This is a genomic window from Candidatus Thiodictyon syntrophicum (assembly GCF_002813775.1).
GTDB classification, from domain to species: domain Bacteria; phylum Pseudomonadota; class Gammaproteobacteria; order Chromatiales; family Chromatiaceae; genus Thiodictyon; species Thiodictyon syntrophicum.
The window spans coordinates 159,244-179,241 of sequence record NZ_CP020370.1; the positions used below are offsets into that span (position 1 = coordinate 159,244).

Genomic DNA, 19,998 nt, shown 5'->3' on the forward strand with positions numbered 1-19,998 from the left:
GGTCAGGGTTTCGCGGCGGCGAGTGGTCGTGTTCATTTATCAGAGGGGGGCTTGCTGGTCAAGCCTGTCCGCTGTCCGTGACCGCCATGCACCGGTGGCGGTCTCCGAACAGTAGCGCAAGGTCCGTGTTGCCGATCCTTGCCGGGCACCTTTTGCGCGGCTGAGATCGGGGCCATATCCGCTCTCGGGTGCTTGGATTTCCTAATTCCTCGGAGCGAAGCATCGCCCTTTGTAAGGCAGTCGTAGGCAAAACCTGATAGGTGCAATGTTATGGTCGCATTCGCGGCACTCTTGTTCGATGTCGATGGGACCCTGGCCGATACCGAGCGCGACGGTCACCGGCCGGCCTTCAACGCCGCCTTCGCCGAGGCCGGCCTGGATTGGGATTGGGATGTCGACCTGTACGGTCAACTGCTGGCCGTCACCGGCGGCAAGGAGCGCATGCGCTATTACCTTGAGCGCTGGCGCCCGGACTGGCGCGGTCCGGCCGATCTCGATGGCTTCATCGCGGGGCTGCACCGCAGCAAGACCCGGCACTTTGTCGATCTGCTGGGTGAGGGGCGCATCCCGCTGCGCCCCGGGGTCTTGCGGCTGCTGCGCGAGGCGAGAGCCGCCGGGGTGCGGCTGGGAATCGCGACGACGACCACCCCGGAGAATGTCACCGCCCTCCTGGCGAACTGCGGTGAGCCCGGGGTCGGCGACTGGTTCGAGGTGATTGCCGCCGGCGATGTGGTCCCGCAGAAGAAGCCGGCGCCCGACATCTACACCTGGGCCCTGGAGCGCATGGGCCTGCCGGGAGCCGCCTGCATCGCCCTGGAGGACTCCGACAACGGGGTGCGCTCGGCCCTGGGGGCTGGCCTGGGGGCGATCCTGGTGACCGAGAGTTCCTACACCGTTGGTCAGGACTTTACCGGGGCGGCCTTGATCCTCGATCAGTTTGGGGAGCCCGGGTCCCCGGCGCGGGTCCTGGGGGGGCGGCGGCCGCGGCCGAGCTCGTTCAGGGGCACCTTGACCTCGGGGCCATCGAGCGGGTGTTTCGGCACCTGCACCCCGGCGGGGCGGGTTGAGTCTGGCCCCGCTGTTCCCCGCCGCGGCGCTCGAGCCCTTGCATGTCATGCGCATCCTGGCCCGGGCCGGGGCGCGGAACTGGTACCTACGGTTGTCGTTGTCGTTGTGGTAATCGGAGAAGCGATGCACTTTGGGGTGCGAGAGAAGCCGGGGTGCTACGATAATCTCGACAACGACAACGACAACGACAACGACAACGACAACGACAACGACAACGACAATGACAACTCAAGAACCCACACGACCCCCGACGAGATTTTCCAGGCACTCGCCACCGCCGGCTCCGGCCGGTTCCCCGCGCGGCACTGATTGAGGCCGTTGAGCAGCGCGAGGCGGTCACACCCATCAAGTTAAAGCGCACTCGCCGACCACGTCGCCTGTGCCTGGAGTCCAAGGCTTCAGCCTTGGCGCGCTCCAAGGCTGAAGCCTTGGAATCCAGGGGCTTGGGCTGCGGCTCTTAACTTAACGGCAGTGACCCTACGGCCCTGCTCCGGACCAAGGGGGCACCGGGGAAACTGCGAAATTCAACGCCGCCGTGAGCGGGGCGGGCGGCGCGGCCAAAGGACGACGGGGTCACAGACGCGTGGCCTGCGGTGCCTGTCCTCTGTTCGACGAACATCGTCCTTGATATTTCGGCTTCGATCGCCGAATATTCCAGCATGAAACGTGACCGATACCTGTCGAAGATCGCGGCCCGCTTCGCGGTTGCGCCGGTGGTCGCGCTGCTCGGCCCACGGCAGTGCGGCAAGACCACGCTGGCACGTATGTACGCCGACCGCCTGACCGACACCTCGGTCACCCGCTTCGACCTGGAAGACCCGACCGACCTCGCGGCCCTGGCCGAACCCAAACTGGCCCTGCAGGGGCTGGGCGGGCTGGTCATCATCGACGAGATCCCGCGTGCCCCGGAGTTGTTCCCGCTCCTGCGCGTGCTCGTCGACCGCCCCGGGAATCCGGCGCGCTTCCTCATCCTCGGCAGCGCCTCGCGCGACCTGATCCGCCAATCCTCCGAGACCTTGGCCGGGCGGATCGGCCATCTGGAGTTGACACCGCTGCAACTCGGCGAGACCGGTGCCGAATCGCTGTATCCACTGTGGGAGCGGGGCGGCTTTCCGCCGGCGTTTCTGGCGACTGATGACAGCGCCAGCCGGCAGTGGCGTAAGGATTACGTCGCCACCTTCCTGGAGCGCGACCTGCCCGCGCTCGGCATCAGCATCCCGCCACAGTCCCTGCGCCGCTTCTGGATGATGCTGGCGCACTACCATGGACAATTACTCAACCTCTCGGAGTTGGGGCGCTCGTTCGGCGCCGCGGATACCACGGTGCGGGGTTATCTGGACATCCTGGAGGCCACCTTCATGGTGCGCCTGCTGCAGCCCTGGTACGAGAACGTCGGCAAGCGGCAGGTCAAGTCGCCCAAACTCTTTTTCCGCGACTCCGGGTTGCTGCACACCCTGCTCGGCATCGCCGACCGGGACGCCTTGCTGCACCATCCCAAGCTCGGCGCCTCCTGGGAGGGGTTTGCCCTGGAGGAGACGATTCGCGCCCTCGCTGTCGGCGCAGAAGAGGTCTGGTTCTGGGGAACCCACGCGGGTGCCGAACTCGACCTGCTGGTGACGGCTGACGGCCGCCGGCTCGGTTTTGAGATCAAATACACCGCCGCTCCGCGCGTGACCAAGTCGATGCGCGCCGCCATCGATACCCTGCGGCTCGACCGGCTGGTCGTCGTCTACCCGGGGGACCGCCGGCTGGCCCTGGCCGATAACATCGAGGCGATTGGGCTCGCCGACCTGGTACAGGCGGTCTCTGCGTAACACGACCGGATGAACTTGCCGCGAGTATCTGTTCTCTTAGGAACGGTTCACCAGGGGCACCAAGGCGCGTCGCCCGAGACCGCCGTTGCCGGACGCGTCGGGCGGCGAAGCGCGCCGTCATCCGCCCGCTGGCATCGCGCCCGCGGTCCTCGGGCTTCCCGACACCAGGTAACCCATGACGCCAAAGCCCCGTTCAGTGACCGCCCTACTGGTCGCCGCCTTGCTCCGGCCCGCCCAGGCGGTGGACCTGTTGCCGACGGACGTGATCGCACCCCCGCCCGGCATCACCACTGCGCAATTGGCCGAGCGCCACCTGGAGCCCGGCGGCGCCCTGTCGTCTCTGGAGCGCGGCTCCGGTCTCGGCGATCTGACCTTGGTCCTGGCCACGTGGCCCTATGCCGACCGTCAGGCCGGGCGCTATGCCGCGGTGGCCGGTTATGTCACCCTGCCCACCGGCAGCTACGACGCCAGGCGCACCCTGTCGCTCAATACCAACCCGGGTGAGAACCGCTACCAGGCGGCCGTGCAGGCCGGGTACAGCCACCGCCTGGGGTCACGCGTCAACGCGATGACGGCGTTCGATGTCCAGTGGTTTGGCGATAATGACGGGTACCGCCGGGGTGCCGGCCGGATCGGCACCCTCGAACAACAACTGCTGTACAATTGGCAAGTCGCGCTCAGCTACACCCCGGCCGCACCACTCACCCTGGGCCTGAGCTATTTCTACAGTCAGGGCGGGGCCTCACGCATCGACGAAGCGCCCTGGGACAACGTGCTGCGGGTGCAGCGCTATACGCTGTCGGGCATGATCAAGTTGCCATTCGCAAGTCTGATCCTGCAATACGGCGGCGACCTCAAGACCGACAACGGCCTGTTTGAAGACCAGCGCTTCGCCCTGCGCGTACTCACCATCTTCTGACGAGGACTGACTTGCCGCTCCTGCATATCCCCTCGCTGCTCCTGACCACGGCACTGCTCTTCTTTATCATGCCGGCGGTCACCTATCTGGTCTTGAACGGCCGTCGGCAGCGGGCGGTGACGCTGTGGTGCGGCGGCGACCTGCTGCTGGGCTTGTCTATGGTCCTGTTCGCCCTGCGTGGTCAGGCTCCGGAGTGGGTGACCTTTGCGTTCGCCAATGTTCTGATGTTCGTCGGCGTCATGATGCGTATCCAATCGCTGCGTCGCGAACTGGGTAGACCATTGCCGCTGATCCTGATGGTTGCCGCCGTATCCTTGTTCATGCTTGGATTTGAAGGCATCCGTCTGGGGTTGCGCAATGATTTGCTGCGCCTGCAATTCCATCATGCAGTCTTTGCCGTTCTGTTTACCTGGTTGGCCGCACTGGGCTGGCGGATCGCACAGCAGGAGCAAAGCCGCGGCGCCCGCTGGATTGGCGGGGTCTACCTGCTCTTGGCCGTGTCGTTTCTCCATAGCGTGATCGGCCTGTCGCTGGGGCGAGTCCCCCCCGTGTTGATGGACGCGAACTCGGCGCGCATCTTTACCATGCTGGCCGGCATCTTAACCGCCGTGATCGCCAGTATCGGGTATGTCGGACTCGCGTTCGAGCGCTCCCGCCGCCAGGCGATCCAGGCCGACCAGGAGTACCGCGCCATCATCGCTACCAGCCTGGACGGGTTTTTCCTGTGCGACCGGGACGGGCGCTTTCTCGACGTCAACCAAGCCTACTGTGACCTGATCGGCTACCGCCGCGAGGAATTGCTGACCAACCGGCGTTTGCTCGATGACCGTCTGGGTCAGGTGCGGGCCGCCGCCCACCGCAGCGGTTGCTATGGTGCATTGCTCCTGTTGGATTTGGACAATTTCAAGCCGCTCAACGACACCTACGGGCACGCCGCCGGTGATCTGCTGTTGATCGAGGTAGCGCGCCGCCTGACCCTGACCCTGCGCGCCGCCGATACCGCGGCACGCCTGGGTGGCGATGAGTTCGTGCTGCTCATCGGCGACCTGAGCACGGATGAGGCGGACGCCGCCCGGCAGGTCGGCCGCCTTACCGAGCGGGTGCGCCGCCGCTTATCCGCACCCTATCGCCTGAACATCACCCGGCCGGGGCACGCCGACACCGTCATCGAACACCACTGCACCGCCTCGCTGGGCGTCACCTTGTTCAATGGCAAGGACGGCACCGCCGAGGACATCTTCAGACAGGCCGATCTGGCGATGTATCAGGCCAAGGCGAATGGTCGCGACCAGGCCCGGGTCTATGACGCCGCCGGTGCCGAAGTGGCGTAGGCGGTCCCTCACCAATAGTTCCAGGCACGGGATTGCGGCCGCCTGCCGAGGCCTTGGTAACGCGTCAAGAACAAGCTAAACACAGATACAATCGTTGTCGTTGTCGTAATCGGAGAAGCGATGCAGTGTGGCGTGCGAGAGGGTCTTGATCATAACTCCGGCCACAGGCCCTTGCGGCAACCCGTCGCGGCCTGGGGGCCGCTCCTACGCCGCTTGGCGCCGACCTTGGCATCGTGGTCATCGCGTGCAGCCCTTTTTTGGCCCCGTGGTCTATACTCCAGTGCTTGTACCAGCTCCAACCGGTGCGTGCCGCCGACGCGGCGACGCACCGGCAGTTGCCAAAGAGACCCCAACGATGCACACCAGATCCCTCCTTGCCCTAGGCCTGCTGGCCCTGAGCCCGACCGTCCTGGCGATCAATCTGCTGGTCAGCCCGGGCTTTGAACCCCCGGACGGCACCACCGGCTGGATCGGCTACGGCGGCAATCCCCTGATCGCCCCCAGCACCGAGGCGATCCACGGCGGGGCCCAGTCGGCCCTGATCGTCGGGCGCACCTCGACCTACATGGGCATTGCCCAACACATCCTGGACAAGGTCCAGGCCAATACCGCCTACGACCTGCGCGCCTGGGTGCGGGTCCGCCAGGGCGGGCCCATCGCCGTAGCCCTGGGGGTGAAGAAGGTCGATGGCGCCGGGACCAGCTATACGACCCTGGACTCCCGCACCCTGCCGGCGGGCAAATGGGTCAAGCTTGGCGGCTACTACCGCTACAAGCCGACCGGGACCGCGACCCAACTCCAGGTCTATGTCAACAGCCCGACCGCCGGGGTGGACCTCTTTGTCGATGACCTGAGCCTGACCCCGCCGGTGGCCTACACCCCCACCGGGGGGCCGGACACGGACTATGTGCACGCCGCCGGGCGCGACCTGGTGGTGGGCGACCCGGCCGCACCCCTGCGCCTGATCGGGACCAATTTCACCGCCTATGGCGACACCGGCGAGTCCATCGATACCATCCTGGGGGACAAGAATTTCGACCAGGAGGACTATGCCGCCGTCGCCGCCGCCGGCATGAACGTCGTGCGCCTGAACCTGTGGTACCTGATGTTCGAGAACGACGCCGCCCCCTACGTCTACAAGCAGGAGGGCTGGGACTGGCTGAACAAGCAGATCCTCTGGGCCCGCCAGGCCGGGGTGCGCCTGACCCTGTCCATGATGCACGCCCAGTGCGGCTATCAGAGCAACGGCTATACCGGGACCTTCTGGACCGGCGGCAGCGGCACCGGGTCCTGCCAGGACCGGTTGCGCGCCCTCTGGACCGCGATCGCCGGCCGCTACAAGAATGAACCGACGGTGGCGAGCTTCGACCTCATGAACGAGGCCCTGCCGTCCAACCAGGCCCAATACACCGCCTACATCCAGACCCTGGTCAACGCCATCCGCACCCAGGACAGCCGCCACCTGGTCCAGGTGCAGACCTGCTTCGCCGGCGACTGCGAGGTCCCGCCGCTGCTGACCGACTCCAACGTGCTCTACGATTTCCACCACTACGACTCTTGGCGGGCCTCGTCCCAGTTGAGCTACGGCGGGGGCAATGGCGACTCCAACATGCGCTACGGGGACGCGACCTCCCTGGTTCTGCCCTACACCAACGACACCACCGTCGGGACCCTATGGGAGAACCCCCCCATCCCCACCGGCACCACGCCTTGGACCTGGTACGAGGGCGCCCTGTTCACCCTCAACAGCCCCAATGTGATCCGCGTGATGCCGGTGTTCATCGCCAACACCAACAGCGGCAAGGTGACCTTCGACGACTTCCAGGTCAGCGAGTACGACCCCTCCGGCAACCTGGTGCGGGTAGTGCATAACGTCGATCCGGAGAAAAAGCCCTCCACCTGGTACTTGCTGGACACCTATGACCCCTTCCTGTCCTACACCAGCCTGACCACCACCCAGCGCCTGTCCGGGACCACCGGCGGCCGGGTGATCGAGAACACCGGCCACCGCGGCACCGCCTCCATCAGCATCTCCAACGCCAACGGCAAATACCTGGTCAAGCTGCCCAACCTCGATTTCTCCGGGCGCCAGGGCTACAGCTACCGCATCTCCGGCTGGATCAAAGGGACCAATGCCACCGGCGGCACCGGGGCCCTGGGCTTCCAACTCCAGAACAACAAGTCCTATGTGGTCGCCACCCCCTATGACCGGGACTTCCTGGAAGACAGCCTGCTGACCTACGGCTTCCAGTTCTCCATCGACCACAATGTCCCCATCAATATCGGCGAGTTCGGCCAGAGCCCGCGCAACTTCACCCCGGAGCGCGGCGGCCTGGCCTGGATCGCCGACACCCTGGACCTGATGGCCGAGTACGGCGCCTCCGGCCAGATCTGGACCTGGCACGGCAGCGCCTTCGGGATCTACACCAACATCTACGGCTATCCGGACCCGGATGCCGTCAACCAGCCCCTGCTCGACCTGTTTGCCGCTCAGGACACCGGCAGCGGCAGCGGTGGCGGCAATCCGCCCCCACCGCCGCCTCCGCCCCCGCCGCCACCCCCGCCGCCGCCCCCGGTGGGCACCGAGGTGATCGTGGACAACCTGGACGCGGGCTTCAACAAGGTCGGAACCTGGAACGAGTCCAGCGTCAGCGGCGAGTACGCGGCCAGTTCCCTGGTCAACGCCACGCTCGGCAACACCGCCACCTGGACCGCCAACCTGACCGCCGCCGGCAACTATGCCGTCTATGCCTGGTGGGGGGCCTCCAGCAACCGGGTCGCCAATGCCCCCTATGGCATCGCCACGGCGGCGGGGACCAGCACCGTGACCGTCGATCAGAAGGTCAACGGCGGCAAGTGGAACCTGCTCGGGACCTACGCCTTCAATGCCGGGGCGACCACCGTGACCCTGGCCCACCCGGGCGGCACCGGGCTCTGGTCCTCTGCCGACGCGGTGCGCTTCGTCCCCGTGCCCTGAGCCGAGCCGCCGCCGCAGGCTCAACGCCACTCGAAGCGCAAGGACGCGGGAGGCGCGCAGTCCGTGTTTCCAGGCCTCGCGCCAATGCCTCAGCCTTGGTCCTGTGCATCCAAGGCTGAAGCCTTGGACTCCGGCCCGGGGCGGTCGGAACGCTGATCAAGTCCCCGGCGGATACACTTGCGGGCTTCGCCAGGCCACCCCCAGTTCGCCGGTCTGAGCCGTCAGCCGTCTTGCCCGGCACCTTCCGCGCGGCTAAGATGGGGACCATATCCGGTCTCGGATGGTTGCATTTCCTATCCGTTATCAAGCCGTTGCAGGGTTCTATCAAGTCCCCGCCGACAACCGCAAAAGAGGAAATCATGGCGAAAACACTGAATGCGCTGTGCTGGAGTCGTAACGGTTGCCGGACGCGCGAAATTGTCTTCCCCTCAAGCAATAAACCAATAACATTGAGTGGGAAAGTGGGGCTCAATGGCGACAACCTCAAGACCGATGTATCGACAATCCAGTCAGCTTTAAATGATCTACCGCCCGGTCGCGGCGGTCCTGCGGTGCCGCTGAAAGTGGACGGCATCTGTGGACCAAAGACGCGCGCGGCAATCTACGGATTTCAATTTCATCATGGGTTGGTGGCCGACTCACGCATCGATCCCGGCAAGGCGACGCTACTCAAGATCAACGAAATACGCAGTCGCCTTCCTGCCGTACATACGAACGACGAGGCAATCGTGCGCGTTTATGGTGCCCTGGGGCAGGCGGCGAGTTGGACCTGGGCTGCGCAAAGGCATTTGCGTGAAGCGCGTGACTATCTCACGCAGCCCAAGGCCAGTGCCGGGTTTTCCGTCAGGGCGGCAGGCTATGAGCGTGTCAACACCTATTTCAAGCTGAGCCAGTTGGGGAACGCAGGGCCACAAGTCGACGCAATCGACCGACTCAACTCGACCTATCTGACCATGCGCACCGTGATCGGTCACCATTCACCGCTGACCATGGTCGGTAGCGGAATTTTCCAGGTTGATCCCACGACCAACAACAAGCAGGACGGACCTTACTCGGCCTTTACCTTTTCCGGTGGCTGGACACGCCGTGATATTCGGACCGGACTACCGAAACATAGTCAGGCCGATGGTTATGAGGGAGGAGATTTTCGCGAAGACACTATTTTTATCGCCACGAACATGGTGACGAACTGGCTTGATATAAACATCGCGACACTGGTCATTCATGAGCTGGCGCATTTTGTCGGTCCCGAACTCGGCCGTGCCGGAGAGATCGGGGCTGATATCGCTTATAGCAACACCGCGAATTTCAAGACGCTGACCCACTGGCAAGCGATGCGTAACGCGGACAGTTATGCCATCTTCGCGAATCATGCCGGTCTGGGGCACCCACACTGGTATGTGGGTAAAGTCTGAACAAAGTAACCCGCAGGACCTCCTTGATCCGCTCCCGGACCGGGACGCGCATCCGGTCTCGCGTGGCGCTCCAGTCCAGCCTCAGACCGCCCGCCGCCGCAAACCCGCCCCGTCTTGGGTATCGATGCTCAGGCGCGGTCCTACGCCCCGGGAGATTGGTTCAGACCTCGGCGCGCAATGGCGGGCGCCGACACGGGGCGGTTGCCGGTGGTCTCGGATCGTTGAATTTACTATCCGTTCGCCGCAGATCAATGCTCGCGCGTTCGCTCGCTCGCTAGCCGGCGCCGAGCAGGCCGCGTACCTCGGCGGGGTCCGCCGGCGCCACATGGACTCGCGAGGGACTGATGTCGAAGAGCCGCGCGATCAGGCGCACGATGGGGTCATCGGTGTCGTTGCGACCATCCGGTTTCAGTTGCAGGGTCAATTGGTCGTTTTCGACTCGTGCCGACCATTCAAAATAGTGCGCCATCATCAGGCGTCGGTTCGGAGGCGCCTCGCCGGATTCCAGGATCCTATACTGGCGCACGCGCAGCCCGACGGACCCGGTCCACAGGTTGCCATTGCCCCGGCGGTCCGGGGTGATGATGATCGACCAGTTCGGATAGAGCCCGATCTCCAAGATGCCCGCGCCGACCAGGGGCCGACCCTGGGGCTGGAGGGCCGCCGCGAAGCCTTGCATCGGCTGGCCGGGGCTCGGGCCTCCATCGATCGAGAAGCGCACATAGAGATCACTGCCGTTGATCAGGGCCTCGCGGCCGAGCATGGCGGTGACGATGTCGCGCAACTGCCCCTGTCCGGTCTGGTCGAGCATCATGATTCCGGACTGCGGGTCCACCTCTCCCTGGGGGGTCATCGGCCAGGATTTGCCCTGCGCCGCGGTGGCCGCGAGGGCGAACAGCAGCAGGGCCGGGATGCGGCACCGCCGCGGCCCCCTGATGTCGCGACGCTGCTGGTTCGGCGGTGGTTGGTTGACGCTGGAGCGGGTTCTCATCTCGCACCTCCGCTGGTGTTGGTTGGGTTAGGGGGGAACCTAAGGGCTTGATCGTCGGGGATGGCTTCTACCGATGCATCTCGTGATCGACGGGGCCGCCCCGTGGGGGCGGGCAACGGGTCAGAAGCCGCTGATTGTGCCCTGACCGGTCGGCGAAAGGTCGACGTTGATCTGCCGCAGTACGACGCGGCCCTGGGCGATGGCGTCGAGCAGCTCCGCCTGCCAGGTGCCGGGGATCGCCGTCTTCGGCTCGGGAAAGCGGCCGCGCATGCTGGTCTTAACTTCGGTGATCACGACATTGCTCACATTGCCTGCGTCGTCGAGCACCGCGGTGATGAAGTCGGTACCCGGCACATTGGCCCCGGCCGGCTGTTGCAGGCCGATTTCACCACGCTGCAAGGCCTCGTGATAGGCCAGGCCCTCGCCCTTGTTTGCAGCCGTGGAGGTGGCGTGGGAGCGCGGCGTGCGCGAAACCCCCATGACCCGATGGCGATCCCCGGTGACCGGGTCCACATGATACTTCCCTGCCCAAACATCGGCCCCAGCAGACTCCCGCATGACGGCGCGGGGATTGACCGGTGCCGGCAGCGATCGGTGGGGCCTCGGCGGGCGCTGCATTGGATTGCCGGCGGGGGCGGCGCCGCGGCTGCCGCGGGCACGCGCCGACCAGAGTCCGGCGTAGGTGCAGAGCCGCCGCGCCAGGCGTTCGCCGTGGGCGCGGGGGTCCTGGGCCTCGCCGACGACGTTTGTCGTCAGGTCCTGGGCCAGGGCCTGGATGAACTGCGAGGCGAGGTCGCCGTGATCGATACCGAGCAAGTGCTGCGCGCGAACGAAATCGCCGTCGGCCATCGCCCCGGCGGCGGCGACCAGGGCCTCCGCCTGATCCGCGCAACGACGGCTGCCATCGCGCAGGCCGGCAAGGAAGGGATCGACACCCTCATCAGGCGCCACCGGCTGCGGGGCCGGGCCGTAGTTCGGATTCGGCCAGCAGATCAGTCGCTCACGACAGGCCCCGCAGCGAATCCAGGCCGCGCCGTGGGATTCGTGATAGACGCGCTGGGCCTCGTCCACCGGCAATACGACGGCGGTGCTGCCTGCCAAGCGCGGACGCGACGGAGCTGGGGATTTGCAGCCATGACCGGCCCTCGGGTGGCGAGCGGGACGAAGCGACACAAAACCAAGTTAACAGGTAGGAGTTTAGTCCGGCAACGGCGAGTCCGCAAGATCCCCACCCCGTCCCGGCAAGCCGACGGATAACGGATAGCTACGGGAACACTCGCCCAGTTCCACAGCGGTGTCAGGGGCGCGAACGCGCATTCGTGAGCAAGGCATGATCCTGCTCATCGGCCGCCGGGCAGCCGCCGCGCAGACAGCAGGTGTCGCAGCGCGGGTGTTTGCGGCAGACCTCCTTGCCGTGGCGCACGATCAGTGCGTGATAGGCGTTGAAGAGCGGCACGTCCGCGCCCAGGGCGGTCTCGAAGGCGGTGCGGATGGTCTCGTAGCCCTCGTCGCCGCGCAGCAGGCGCAGCCGGGTGAAGACGCGCCGCGTGTAGGCATCGACCACGAAGACCGGGCGCGCGAAGGCATAGAGCAGCATGTCGTCGGCCGTCTCCGGTCCCACGCCCGGGATGGCCAGCAGGTGCCGGCGCAGTGGCGCGGTGTCCAGGGCGGCGAGCCCCGGCAGTCCGCCGCCCGCCAGGAAGCCCTCGCAGAAGGACCGCAGGCGTCGCGCCTTGATGTTGAAATAGCCCGAGGGGCGCAGCGCATCCGCCAGGTCGGCCTCATCCAGGGCCAGGATCGCCTCGGCCGTCAGCGCGATGCGCCCGGTCAGGCGCGCCAGGGCCCGCTCCACGTTGGTCCAGGCGGTGTTCTGGGTCAGCACGGCACCGACCATGACCTCGAAGGGGGTCTGCGCCGGCCACCAGCCCTGGGGGCCATAGGCGGCCTCCAAGGCCGCGTAGACCGCGCGGCAGCGCTCGGGATTCACGGTCCTGGGAGGCCCCGTTCGGTCACGGCCGCGCCGCTATTTGTTCTTGTTGGTCACGCGCATGACCCGCTCGACGTATTCGTCTTCAGTGATGGCGCCGTCCTTATTGACATCCCAAAACCGGCAGCTTTTCTCTGAGATCGCCGGATCAGTGAAGATGGACCTGCACTCCGCGACTGAAATGGTTCCATCCTTGTCGGCATCCGCCTGCACCAGCAACTGCGTATACACCGCCCTGACCGTCTCCTGCGACGGTGCCGCGGCCTGACCGGCACCGACCAGGCCCGTCATGGCGACGAGCACCAGCCCTGGGGTTGTAAAGCCTCTCATATTGTTCTCCCCTGTGGACAAAACGCGCTGTGTCAGCGGCTATTTGGTGAGGTAACGTGCGTTGCCGTGGACCCAGCACAGGTGTAACTGCACGCCGTCGCAGACGCCGGCCGCGGCGACCTGCCCGACGGTGGGCGCAGCCCCGAAGAGCGCGGCAAAGGCGGCAAAGTCGCCAAACCAGCGCCGCTCGCGGCTGAACGAGTGGATCAGCAGGACGGCGTGCGGCGCTCCGAAGCGTTTGGCCTCGATGACGGCGGACGCGCAGCGGTGCAGCAGTTGATAGCGTAGACCCGGCGGCAGCGGCGCGCCTAGACCAAGTATGCGCTGTAGCGAGGCCAGGCGCGCCTGCTTGCCGGGCGAAGCCCCCGCGAGCCAGTCGCCGAGCGTGGCGCCGAAGGCCTCGGCGACCTTGCCCTCGACCGCGATCGAGACGAGGTTGGCACCGGCGCGGGCCAGCACCCACAGATCGGTCTGGGATGAGTGACCCGCCCCCGGTAATGATACCCGATGCTCCGGAAACGCCAGCAGCAACTCGATGCCCTGAAAATCCGCCGCGGTCGCCAGGGCCGCCGCGACCTCGCCCGGGAACCCGTCGGCCTCTTGCCAGGCGTAGGCGAGGGTGCGTGCCGAGAAGCCCGTGCGCCAGTGCTTGGCGGGTGCGGCAAGGCACTGGGCCCATTGGTCGGCAGTGGTGGCGGGGAGGTAGATGTGGGGCATCAGTCGTAATCCCAGAAAGAGTATTTGGCCGCAAATGAACGCAAATAAGCGCAAATAAATCTGCTGGTTAGCATCGTCGCGAGCGTCACCCGGAGGGCGCACCTACCGTAAAGGCCAAGTCTCTGATTATTTGCGTCAATTTGCGTTCATTTGCGGCTAAACTGCTTTTTCTGGGTTGATCGTCTCGGTCGGCGCCATGGTGCGCACGGCGCACCCTACGGCCGCGGTGAGGTCGGTGATTTCCATCGAGCGGTATCAGAGCGCCGCCCGGATCTCGCCGAGGGCGCGGCGCACCGGCGCGGGCAGCCCCTCGCCCAGGGCGATGAGGAAGTCCAGGTATTCCAGCATCGTGGCGATCTCCCGCGGGCTGGCGCCGCCGCCCACGGCGGCCCGGTAGAGGTCGATGATGCGCGGCGCCGTGGCGGGGTGCGGCTCGCTCTGGGTCAGCAGCAGGGCGGTCTCGTTGTCGGCCACGGCCACGGCGTTGTTGAAGCTGGGCTCGGCGGCGTGGCGCGCGACGGCCTGTTGGATCATCGCGTGCAGGTCATCGGGCAGGCCAGCCTGCCAGTCCTCGATCCGGCTCGGGTCCCGGGTCAGCAGCTTCACCGCTGCCCACAGGGGGAAATAGCGTGGACTGGGCGCCGCCGACTTGGCCAGCGCCTGGGCCAGATAGCCCTCCATCTTGACCAGGGCCGCGCGGCGCGCCGCCCACTCGTTATGGAGCCAGGCGCGGTAGCGCCAGGCGTTGCCCAGGGCGCTCAGGCGCTCCACGGTGGCGGCCCGCCGACAGACCAGGGTCAGTTCATCGATGCTGGCCTCGATCTGTTCGACCAGGGCGGTCCGCCGGTCCTCCCGCGGCCCGTCCGCGGGCTCGTTGCGCAGGGCCTGCCAGTGCTCGCCGACCAGCCGGACCCGGAAGTCGTTGCACAGTCCCAGCACGCGCAGCGCGCAGTCACCGGTCTCCGCCTGGAGCGCCCGTTCCAGCCAGGTCACGGCCTGGGCGTAGTCGCGCGTCTCGCCCCAGGCGAGCCCCAGGGCGGCGGCCAGGTCCGCCCGGGCCAGCCAGACCTCAGTCTCGGTGTCCGGGATGGCGGCGACCAGGCGCTCGATGTCGGCGCGCCGTGCAGCCGTGGCCGCCGCGTCGTCGCGCCCCGCGCGCACCTGCATCCGGATGCCCTGAATCAGGTTTTGCAGGTCGGCGACCAATTCGGCGGGGTCGTGATAGGGTCGGCGGACGGCGGGCACGCTCTCCACTGGCTGGATCCGCAGGCGAAAGGCGGGGTCCCCGTAACACTGGTAGGCACCCCAGGTGTTGACGTCGGGGAAGCGCCGCCAGACCTGCTCCCGGGCCTCGCGCACGGCCTCGCCGAAGAACTCGCCGGCCAGGAGCCGGGTGTAGAAGCATTCGGCGAAGCTCAAGCTCGCCTGATCGTTCACCGCCCAGCCCGCCGCGATCACCGCCTTGACGCCCATGCCGATGAACTGCACCGCCAGGTTCGCCGCCAGCTCGTTGTAGCGCGGCGGGACGCTGCCCTGGGTCTTGCCCAGGTGGCAGCAGTTGATGAAGACCAGTTCCGGCACCCAGCGCATCTGTTCCACGTCGCCGGGGGTGAGGAAGGTCTCACGGCCGATGACCATCCCGGAGCGCCGCTGCGCGCGTGCCGCCGCGGCCTGACCGCAGGCCGGGCAGGCGGCGGGGGCGGCGACGGACACCGGGAACTCGTGAACCCCGTGGCCAGCCAGGTGCAGGATGCGCCAGGCGTCCTTGTGCAGGCCGCTCAGGATGGCGTCGGCCTCCTCGTCGATGCAGTCCCGGACCTGATAGTCGTTGGCGCGCAGCAGCCCGATCACCAGGTTGGCCTCGTCGCGGGCGCCGGGCAGGTCGCCGAAGGCGTCCCAGTCGGTCAGGTTGGGGTTGCCCACGACAAAGGCGCGGGGCTCGGTGGCGTGGCCGGGGTGGGGGCGATAGCGCGGGGTCTTGAGTTGGCGCACCATCCCGGCGCCGACCGCGGGCGGGCGCCCGCTGTCGCTCCAGCGGTCCTCCAGGAGTTCCCAGGGGAAACGGGCGGAGGTCTCGTCCACCAACAGCACCAGGGCGCCCTGCCGGGGTGCCAGTTCACGCAGGCGACTGGGCAAGAGCATCTCGAACAGGGTCTTGGCCGCCTCGGTGTTGGCGGCATCACTGCGTGAGGCGTGCGCGATGAAGCTGTCGGCCAGCCGCAACTGACCGGCGGCCAGGGTGACCTCGGCGCGCGCCCGGTCGGTGGAGGCGATGAAGCGCAGGGCCTCGCCGCCGTCCTGACCCGCGCCCTCCTGGATAATCTCCAGGCGCTGCCACCAGTCCGGGGCCTCTTCGCAGCGGATGCGCCGCTGTCCGCCCTCGCCCGCCTCGATCACCCGTCGCGGCCAGTCCACCCGCGCGGCCACCGCGGCGTCCATGAGCGCCCCGTCCAGGGCCCGGGCGGCGGCAATCGCCAGGTCGTGATAAATCTCCAGAAACTCGAGGTGGTCGATGACCACCCGCGACCCCAGCCCGGCCTCCCGCAGACGGTCCGCAGCGGCCAGGGCGCCGCGCAGGATCGCCTTCACGGAGTCGGTCACGGTCATGCCCCCGGCCCCGGAGCCCACCAGCAGGCAGGAGACGCCCGCGGACCTGACCGTGTCGGCGGGGCCGAAGCGCCCGTCCGGCCACCGCGAGATGCGCAGCGCATAGTCGATCAGCGTGTCCCTGACCACCGTCTCCAGGAGCCCGGGGGCCAGGTCCCCGACCTGACCGAGCCCTACCACCAGGGCCCCTGCCGGCCGCCCCCGCGGGCCCGCGCTGAAGAACAGGGCATGGGTGCCCGGCCGACCCGGGTAGAGCCCGAGTTGCATCCGCTCGCTCAAGGCCCCGTTGAGCCGCTGGTCCAGGACGCGCTCGGCACTGACGATGGTATCCCCCAGATAGTGCCCCACCAGGACCGGATAGTGTGCATAGCCCAGGTCGCCGTGGCGGACGCCGACCCGGATGACCGGTGCCGCCGCCGGGGACTCCGGGTCCGGCGCCGCCGCGGCGTCGGGGTCCGGCGTTGCCGCCTGGCCCGCGTCGGGATTGACGGCGGCCGGTGCGGTCGCGAGCAAGGGCGAGGTCGGGTCCCCGTCGGGCGCGCCGGCCGCCCCGTCTCCGGCAATTACCGCTGGGTCAGCAAAGGCGGCCGCGTCCGGGAGGGTCCCGGGGGCGGGCGCCTCCTGCACCACCGCCGACCGGGCGGGCGGGGCATCCTGGTCGGCGGCGGGCGTCCCCGCCGCCTCGATCGCACCGCGGCTGCGGCGGGTCCGGTTGGTGGCCATGGCGGGGTCTCCTCTATTTTCCGGTTACAGCCGCGAACTATGCGAACACCGCGAAGCGCCGTGCGGTCGCGCTCCCCATGATCTGCGGGGTCTGGGTCAGTCGGCTGCTCGGCAGATACTGCCGGATGGCGTTGAACCAGGCGTCGTAGTTGGCTGGTTTGAGCTCGCGCAGCGTCTTCAGGGCATAATAGGTGAAGGCCCCGTTGGGCCGACCCTGGAAGCTGGTGTCGTAGGAGTATTCGGTATCCTTGCAGCCAGCCAGGAGCAGGTCGCCGCCGGTGCGCCTGATCCCGCTGACCACCCGCGGGGCCGCGGCGCCGGCCGGGGGCAGCTCGTCCTTGGGCATCCAGTCCGACAGCGGCATGAAGCGGGCGCGCGTCTTGCCGACGTCCAGGTCATCCTCCCGCCCGCGGATCACCGAGCCGGAATGGCAACTGTCGGAGATCAACAGGATGCGCACCCCGGTGCCGGCGGACCTGAAGAGGATGCCGATCTCGTCGTCCAGGAGCGGGCCCTTGGTGCCGATGTCATAGGGGCAGAGCGCCTCGTCGCGCCCGTCCGGCTCGTCGCCCGAGCTGTCCGGCACCCAGGTGCCGTGCCCGGAATAGGTGAACAGCAGGGTGTCGCCGTTGTGGGCGGTGCTGATCAGGTCACGGATGGCGCTGATCATGGCCGCCTTGGTGGCCTGCCCGTCCAGCATCTTCGCCACCGTGAAACCGCGTTTGCCCAGTTCCGCCGACCAGTCGTTGGCGTCGTTGACGCAGCCCTTCAGGTCGTTGGCGGTGCCGGGATAGTCGTTGATACCGATGCACAGTGCCTTCTTGCTCATGGGGTTGGTTCTCCGTCGTTTGCCTTGGGTGATGGATCGCGACCCGCGGTCTCAAGGTAGCGGCGCGCTACCCGATCCGCTCCCACAGAAGTTTGGTTGGTGAGGGCCGGTTGTGCAATGTCCGGGGGCGCGGATGGCGGTCAGCGGATGGCGGGTGGTGGGGTCGGAAAGGGCCTGGCGGGCGGGGGCGAAAGCCTGGACCCGCGGGCGCGGGTGCGCCGCCGATCGGAGTCCGCGGCGTCCAGCTTGTTTCTGGCCGAGTCCGCGCGTATTGTTTGGTCAAGCCAAACCAAGAGCGCCAGGTTCTATGTCGGAAACCGTCCTCAATCTCTATCAAGCCAAGACCCTGCTCTCTGAGCTGGTCGATCGTGCCGCCGGCGGGGAGGAGATCGTAATCGCCAAGGCTGGCCGGCCCCTCGCCAAGCTGGTGCCCCTGTGCAGCCCGCGTGACCGGCGCAGCCCCGGCGGCTGGCAGGGGAAGGTCCGGGTCAGCGAGGACTTCGACGCCCCGCTGCCGCCGGACCTGATCGACGCCTTCGAGGGTCAGCCGTGACGGGCCGGTCGCGGCTGTTGCTGGACACCCATGCCTTCCTCTGGTGGAAGCTGGATGATCCGCAGTTGAAGATGGACGCTCGCATCGCGATCACCCAGGCCGAACTGGTGTTCGTCAGTGCCGCTTCCGCCTGGGAGGCCGCCATCAAGGCGCGCTTGGGCAAACTGGACCTGACGGTCGACTTTGCGCAAGGCGTCAAGGAGAGCGGCTTCGAGCGCCTGCCCATCGGCTTTCAACACGCCGCCGAGACCCGCAACCTGCCGGACCACCACCGCGACCCCTTCGACCGGATGCTGATTGCACAGGCACGCGTCGAGCGTTTGGTGGTGGTAACCCATGATCCACTGTTCGAGCCCTATGGGCTGGATTTGATCTGGACCTGACGGACACGGCGAGGTCTTCCTGACACACGAGCCTTGCGTCCTGCCTGTGGGTGGAACAAAATCGAGCCCGAGCGCGACGCGGCGTAAACCCGTGTTGCGCACCTGTTGCACCAGGAGGACGCCATCATCGGCATCGGTGTCACCCAGCCACTGTACTTCGACACCGCCGCGACGACCCGGGTCGCGCCCGAGGTGCTGGCCGCCATGGTCGCCCAGCTCGCCGGGGCCGAGCGCTTCGCCAACCCCTCGTCGGCGGCCCATAGCCCCGGCCGCGCCGCGGCGGCAGTGGTCGAGGGCGCGCGCGCCGCCATCGCCGCCGAGCTGCGCTGCGAACCCGACGAGATCATCTTCACCTCAGGCGCCACCGAGTCCGACAATCTCGCCCTGCGCGGGGTCGCGCTGGCCCACGCGCAGCAGGGTCGGCACCTGATCACCTCGCGGATCGAGCACCAGGCCGTGCTCGCCTGCTGTGCCGCGCTGGAGACTGAAGGCTTCCGGGTCACTTATCTGTCCCCCAACCGCCAGGGGTGGATCGAGCCCGCGGCCGTCGCCGCCGCGCTGCGCCCCGACACCCTGCTGGTCTCACTGATGCACACCAACAACGAGACCGGCGTCATGCAGCCCATCGCCGAGGTTGCCGCGCTGGCGGCCGAACGCGGCGTCTTGCTGCATGTCGATGCCGCCTAGGCGGCCGGCAAACTCCCGATCGATCTGCGCCAAATGCCGATCGACCTGCTCTCGCTCTCGGCCCACAAGTTCCATGGGCCCAAGGGGATCGGCTGTCTCGTGGTCCGCAATCGCCGCCGTCTCCGGCTGCAGCCGCTGATGTATGGCGGCGGCCAGGAATTCGGGTTACGCCCCGGAACGCTGCCGACCCATCAAATCGTCGGCCTGGCGACGGCCCTGACGCTGGCCGCCCGGCACCGTGCGACGGATCTGGCCCATGTCGCCGAACTGAGGCATCAGTTCGTCGCCAGGCTGCGCGCGCGGCTGCCGATCCAGGTCCACGGTGAGGGTGCCGCGGTGTCGCCCTACATCGTCAACCTCTCCATCCCCGGCATCGGCAGCGACGCCCTGATCAACCAGGTCGCACACGGACTCGCCATCGCCTCCGGCTCCGCCTGCTCCTCCGGCACCGTTGAGCCCTCCGCGGTGCTGCGGGCCATGGGGATCGAAGGCGACCTCTTATACGGTGCGGTCCGCGTCAGCTTCGACCGCACCCATTCATTCAACGACGTAAGTAGCGCCGCGGACCTGATGGTCGCGGCGGTGCAGCGGATTCGGGAGTTGTCAGTGCAGTGAAGCTCACACGATCCACATCCCCCATTCGCTGCACAAGAGCATCAGCGAACGT

General features: G+C 67.1%; 15 protein-coding genes and 1 pseudogene. 9 read left to right on the forward strand and 7 right to left on the reverse strand.

What is annotated here, in order from left to right; genetic code table 11:
• Positions 1-270 precede the first annotated feature (270 nt).
• The 6 genes from THSYN_RS36925 (at position 271) to THSYN_RS00720 (ending at position 9,524) form a co-directional block, all read left to right on the forward strand.
• Positions 271-1,377 (forward strand): HAD family hydrolase, encoded by a 1,107-nt coding sequence (locus tag THSYN_RS36925; RefSeq protein ID WP_216644652.1) that lies wholly within the window; start codon positions 271-273, stop codon positions 1,375-1,377.
• A 350-nt stretch (positions 1,378-1,727) separates the two neighbouring features.
• On the forward strand, positions 1,728-2,882 hold the full coding sequence (locus tag THSYN_RS00700) for an ATP-binding protein (protein ID WP_100917437.1): 1,155 nt from the start codon (positions 1,728-1,730) through the stop codon (positions 2,880-2,882).
• Positions 2,883-3,057: 175 nt separating this feature from the next.
• The gene (locus THSYN_RS00705) at positions 3,058-3,801 is read left to right on the forward strand and encodes a transporter (protein ID WP_100917438.1); all 744 of its coding nucleotides are present in this window, start codon (positions 3,058-3,060) and stop codon (positions 3,799-3,801) included.
• Positions 3,802-3,812: 11 nt separating this feature from the next.
• On the forward strand, positions 3,813-5,132 hold the full coding sequence (locus tag THSYN_RS00710) for a sensor domain-containing diguanylate cyclase (protein WP_100917439.1): 1,320 nt from the start codon (positions 3,813-3,815) through the stop codon (positions 5,130-5,132).
• A gap of 355 nt (positions 5,133-5,487) precedes the next feature.
• A complete protein-coding gene (locus THSYN_RS00715) occupies positions 5,488-8,109 on the forward strand; it encodes a golvesin C-terminal-like domain-containing protein (RefSeq protein ID WP_100917440.1) in 2,622 nt (873 codons plus the stop codon).
• 359 nt (positions 8,110-8,468) lie between these two features.
• The gene (locus tag THSYN_RS00720; RefSeq protein ID WP_157817381.1) at positions 8,469-9,524 is read left to right on the forward strand and encodes a peptidoglycan-binding protein; all 1,056 of its coding nucleotides are present in this window, start codon (positions 8,469-8,471) and stop codon (positions 9,522-9,524) included.
• A 274-nt stretch (positions 9,525-9,798) separates the two neighbouring features.
• Here the strand turns inward: THSYN_RS00720 and THSYN_RS00725 are convergent, their stop codons facing one another.
• The 7 genes from THSYN_RS00725 to THSYN_RS00755 form a co-directional block, all read right to left on the reverse strand.
• Entirely contained in the window at positions 9,799-10,515 is a 717-nt protein-coding gene (locus tag THSYN_RS00725; RefSeq protein ID WP_100917442.1) for a hypothetical protein, read from the reverse strand.
• A 120-nt stretch (positions 10,516-10,635) separates the two neighbouring features.
• Positions 10,636-11,616, reverse strand: a complete 981-nt coding sequence (locus THSYN_RS00730; protein ID WP_100917443.1) for a hypothetical protein — start codon at positions 11,614-11,616, stop codon at positions 10,636-10,638.
• A 196-nt stretch (positions 11,617-11,812) separates the two neighbouring features.
• On the reverse strand, positions 11,813-12,502 hold the full coding sequence (locus tag THSYN_RS00735; RefSeq protein ID WP_236848760.1) for an endonuclease III domain-containing protein: 690 nt from the start codon (positions 12,500-12,502) through the stop codon (positions 11,813-11,815).
• Between the two features lie 36 nt (positions 12,503-12,538).
• A complete protein-coding gene (locus tag THSYN_RS00740) occupies positions 12,539-12,832 on the reverse strand; it encodes an EF-hand domain-containing protein (RefSeq protein ID WP_100917444.1) in 294 nt (97 codons plus the stop codon).
• 39 nt (positions 12,833-12,871) lie between these two features.
• Entirely contained in the window at positions 12,872-13,549 is a 678-nt protein-coding gene (locus THSYN_RS00745) for a DUF6946 family protein (protein ID WP_100917445.1), read from the reverse strand.
• Positions 13,550-13,804: 255 nt separating this feature from the next.
• Positions 13,805-16,879 (reverse strand): CHAT domain-containing protein, encoded by a 3,075-nt coding sequence (locus tag THSYN_RS00750; RefSeq protein ID WP_100917446.1) that lies wholly within the window; start codon positions 16,877-16,879, stop codon positions 13,805-13,807.
• Between the two features lie 37 nt (positions 16,880-16,916).
• Positions 16,917-17,708, reverse strand: coding sequence for a caspase family protein (locus tag THSYN_RS00755; protein ID WP_100917447.1), 792 nt, complete (start codon positions 17,706-17,708; stop codon positions 16,917-16,919).
• Between the two features lie 307 nt (positions 17,709-18,015).
• Here THSYN_RS00755 and THSYN_RS00760 point away from each other — a divergent pair, with 307 nt between their 5' ends.
• The 3 genes and pseudogenes from THSYN_RS00760 to THSYN_RS35590 all read left to right on the forward strand — a co-directional run bounded on the left by THSYN_RS00760 (position 18,016) and on the right by THSYN_RS35590 (position 19,946).
• Positions 18,016-18,261: a type II toxin-antitoxin system Phd/YefM family antitoxin gene (locus tag THSYN_RS00760; protein WP_100917448.1), complete on the forward strand. Its 246-nt coding sequence runs from the start codon at positions 18,016-18,018 to the stop codon at positions 18,259-18,261.
• Entirely contained in the window at positions 18,258-18,644 is a 387-nt protein-coding gene (locus THSYN_RS00765; protein ID WP_100917449.1) for a type II toxin-antitoxin system VapC family toxin, read from the forward strand. Before THSYN_RS00760 ends, THSYN_RS00765 begins: the two co-directional genes overlap by 4 nt.
• 204 nt (positions 18,645-18,848) lie before the next feature.
• A pseudogene (locus THSYN_RS35590) lies at positions 18,849-19,946 on the forward strand (cysteine desulfurase family protein).
• Positions 19,947-19,998 lie beyond the last annotated feature (52 nt).

What these genes read in the sequence shown, in the direction of transcription:
- THSYN_RS00700 (WP_100917437.1), top strand. Translation starts at nt 1,728, where the DNA reads ATGAAACGTGACCGATACCTGTCGAAGATCGCGGCCCGCTTCGCGGTT.
- THSYN_RS00750 (WP_100917446.1), bottom strand. Translation starts at nt 16,879, where the DNA reads ATGGCCACCAACCGGACCCGCCGCAGCCGCGGTGCGATCGAGGCGGCG.
- THSYN_RS00715 (WP_100917440.1), top strand. Translation starts at nt 5,488, where the DNA reads ATGCACACCAGATCCCTCCTTGCCCTAGGCCTGCTGGCCCTGAGCCCG.
- THSYN_RS00720 (WP_157817381.1), top strand. Translation starts at nt 8,469, where the DNA reads ATGGCGAAAACACTGAATGCGCTGTGCTGGAGTCGTAACGGTTGCCGG.
- THSYN_RS00705 (WP_100917438.1), top strand. Translation starts at nt 3,058, where the DNA reads ATGACGCCAAAGCCCCGTTCAGTGACCGCCCTACTGGTCGCCGCCTTG.
- THSYN_RS00745 (WP_100917445.1), bottom strand. Translation starts at nt 13,549, where the DNA reads ATGCCCCACATCTACCTCCCCGCCACCACTGCCGACCAATGGGCCCAG.
- THSYN_RS00755 (WP_100917447.1), bottom strand. Translation starts at nt 17,708, where the DNA reads ATGAGCAAGAAGGCACTGTGCATCGGTATCAACGACTATCCCGGCACC.
- THSYN_RS36925 (WP_216644652.1), top strand. Translation starts at nt 271, where the DNA reads ATGGTCGCATTCGCGGCACTCTTGTTCGATGTCGATGGGACCCTGGCC.
- THSYN_RS00725 (WP_100917442.1), bottom strand. Translation starts at nt 10,515, where the DNA reads ATGAGAACCCGCTCCAGCGTCAACCAACCACCGCCGAACCAGCAGCGT.
- THSYN_RS00740 (WP_100917444.1), bottom strand. Translation starts at nt 12,832, where the DNA reads ATGAGAGGCTTTACAACCCCAGGGCTGGTGCTCGTCGCCATGACGGGC.
- THSYN_RS00760 (WP_100917448.1), top strand. Translation starts at nt 18,016, where the DNA reads ATGTCGGAAACCGTCCTCAATCTCTATCAAGCCAAGACCCTGCTCTCT.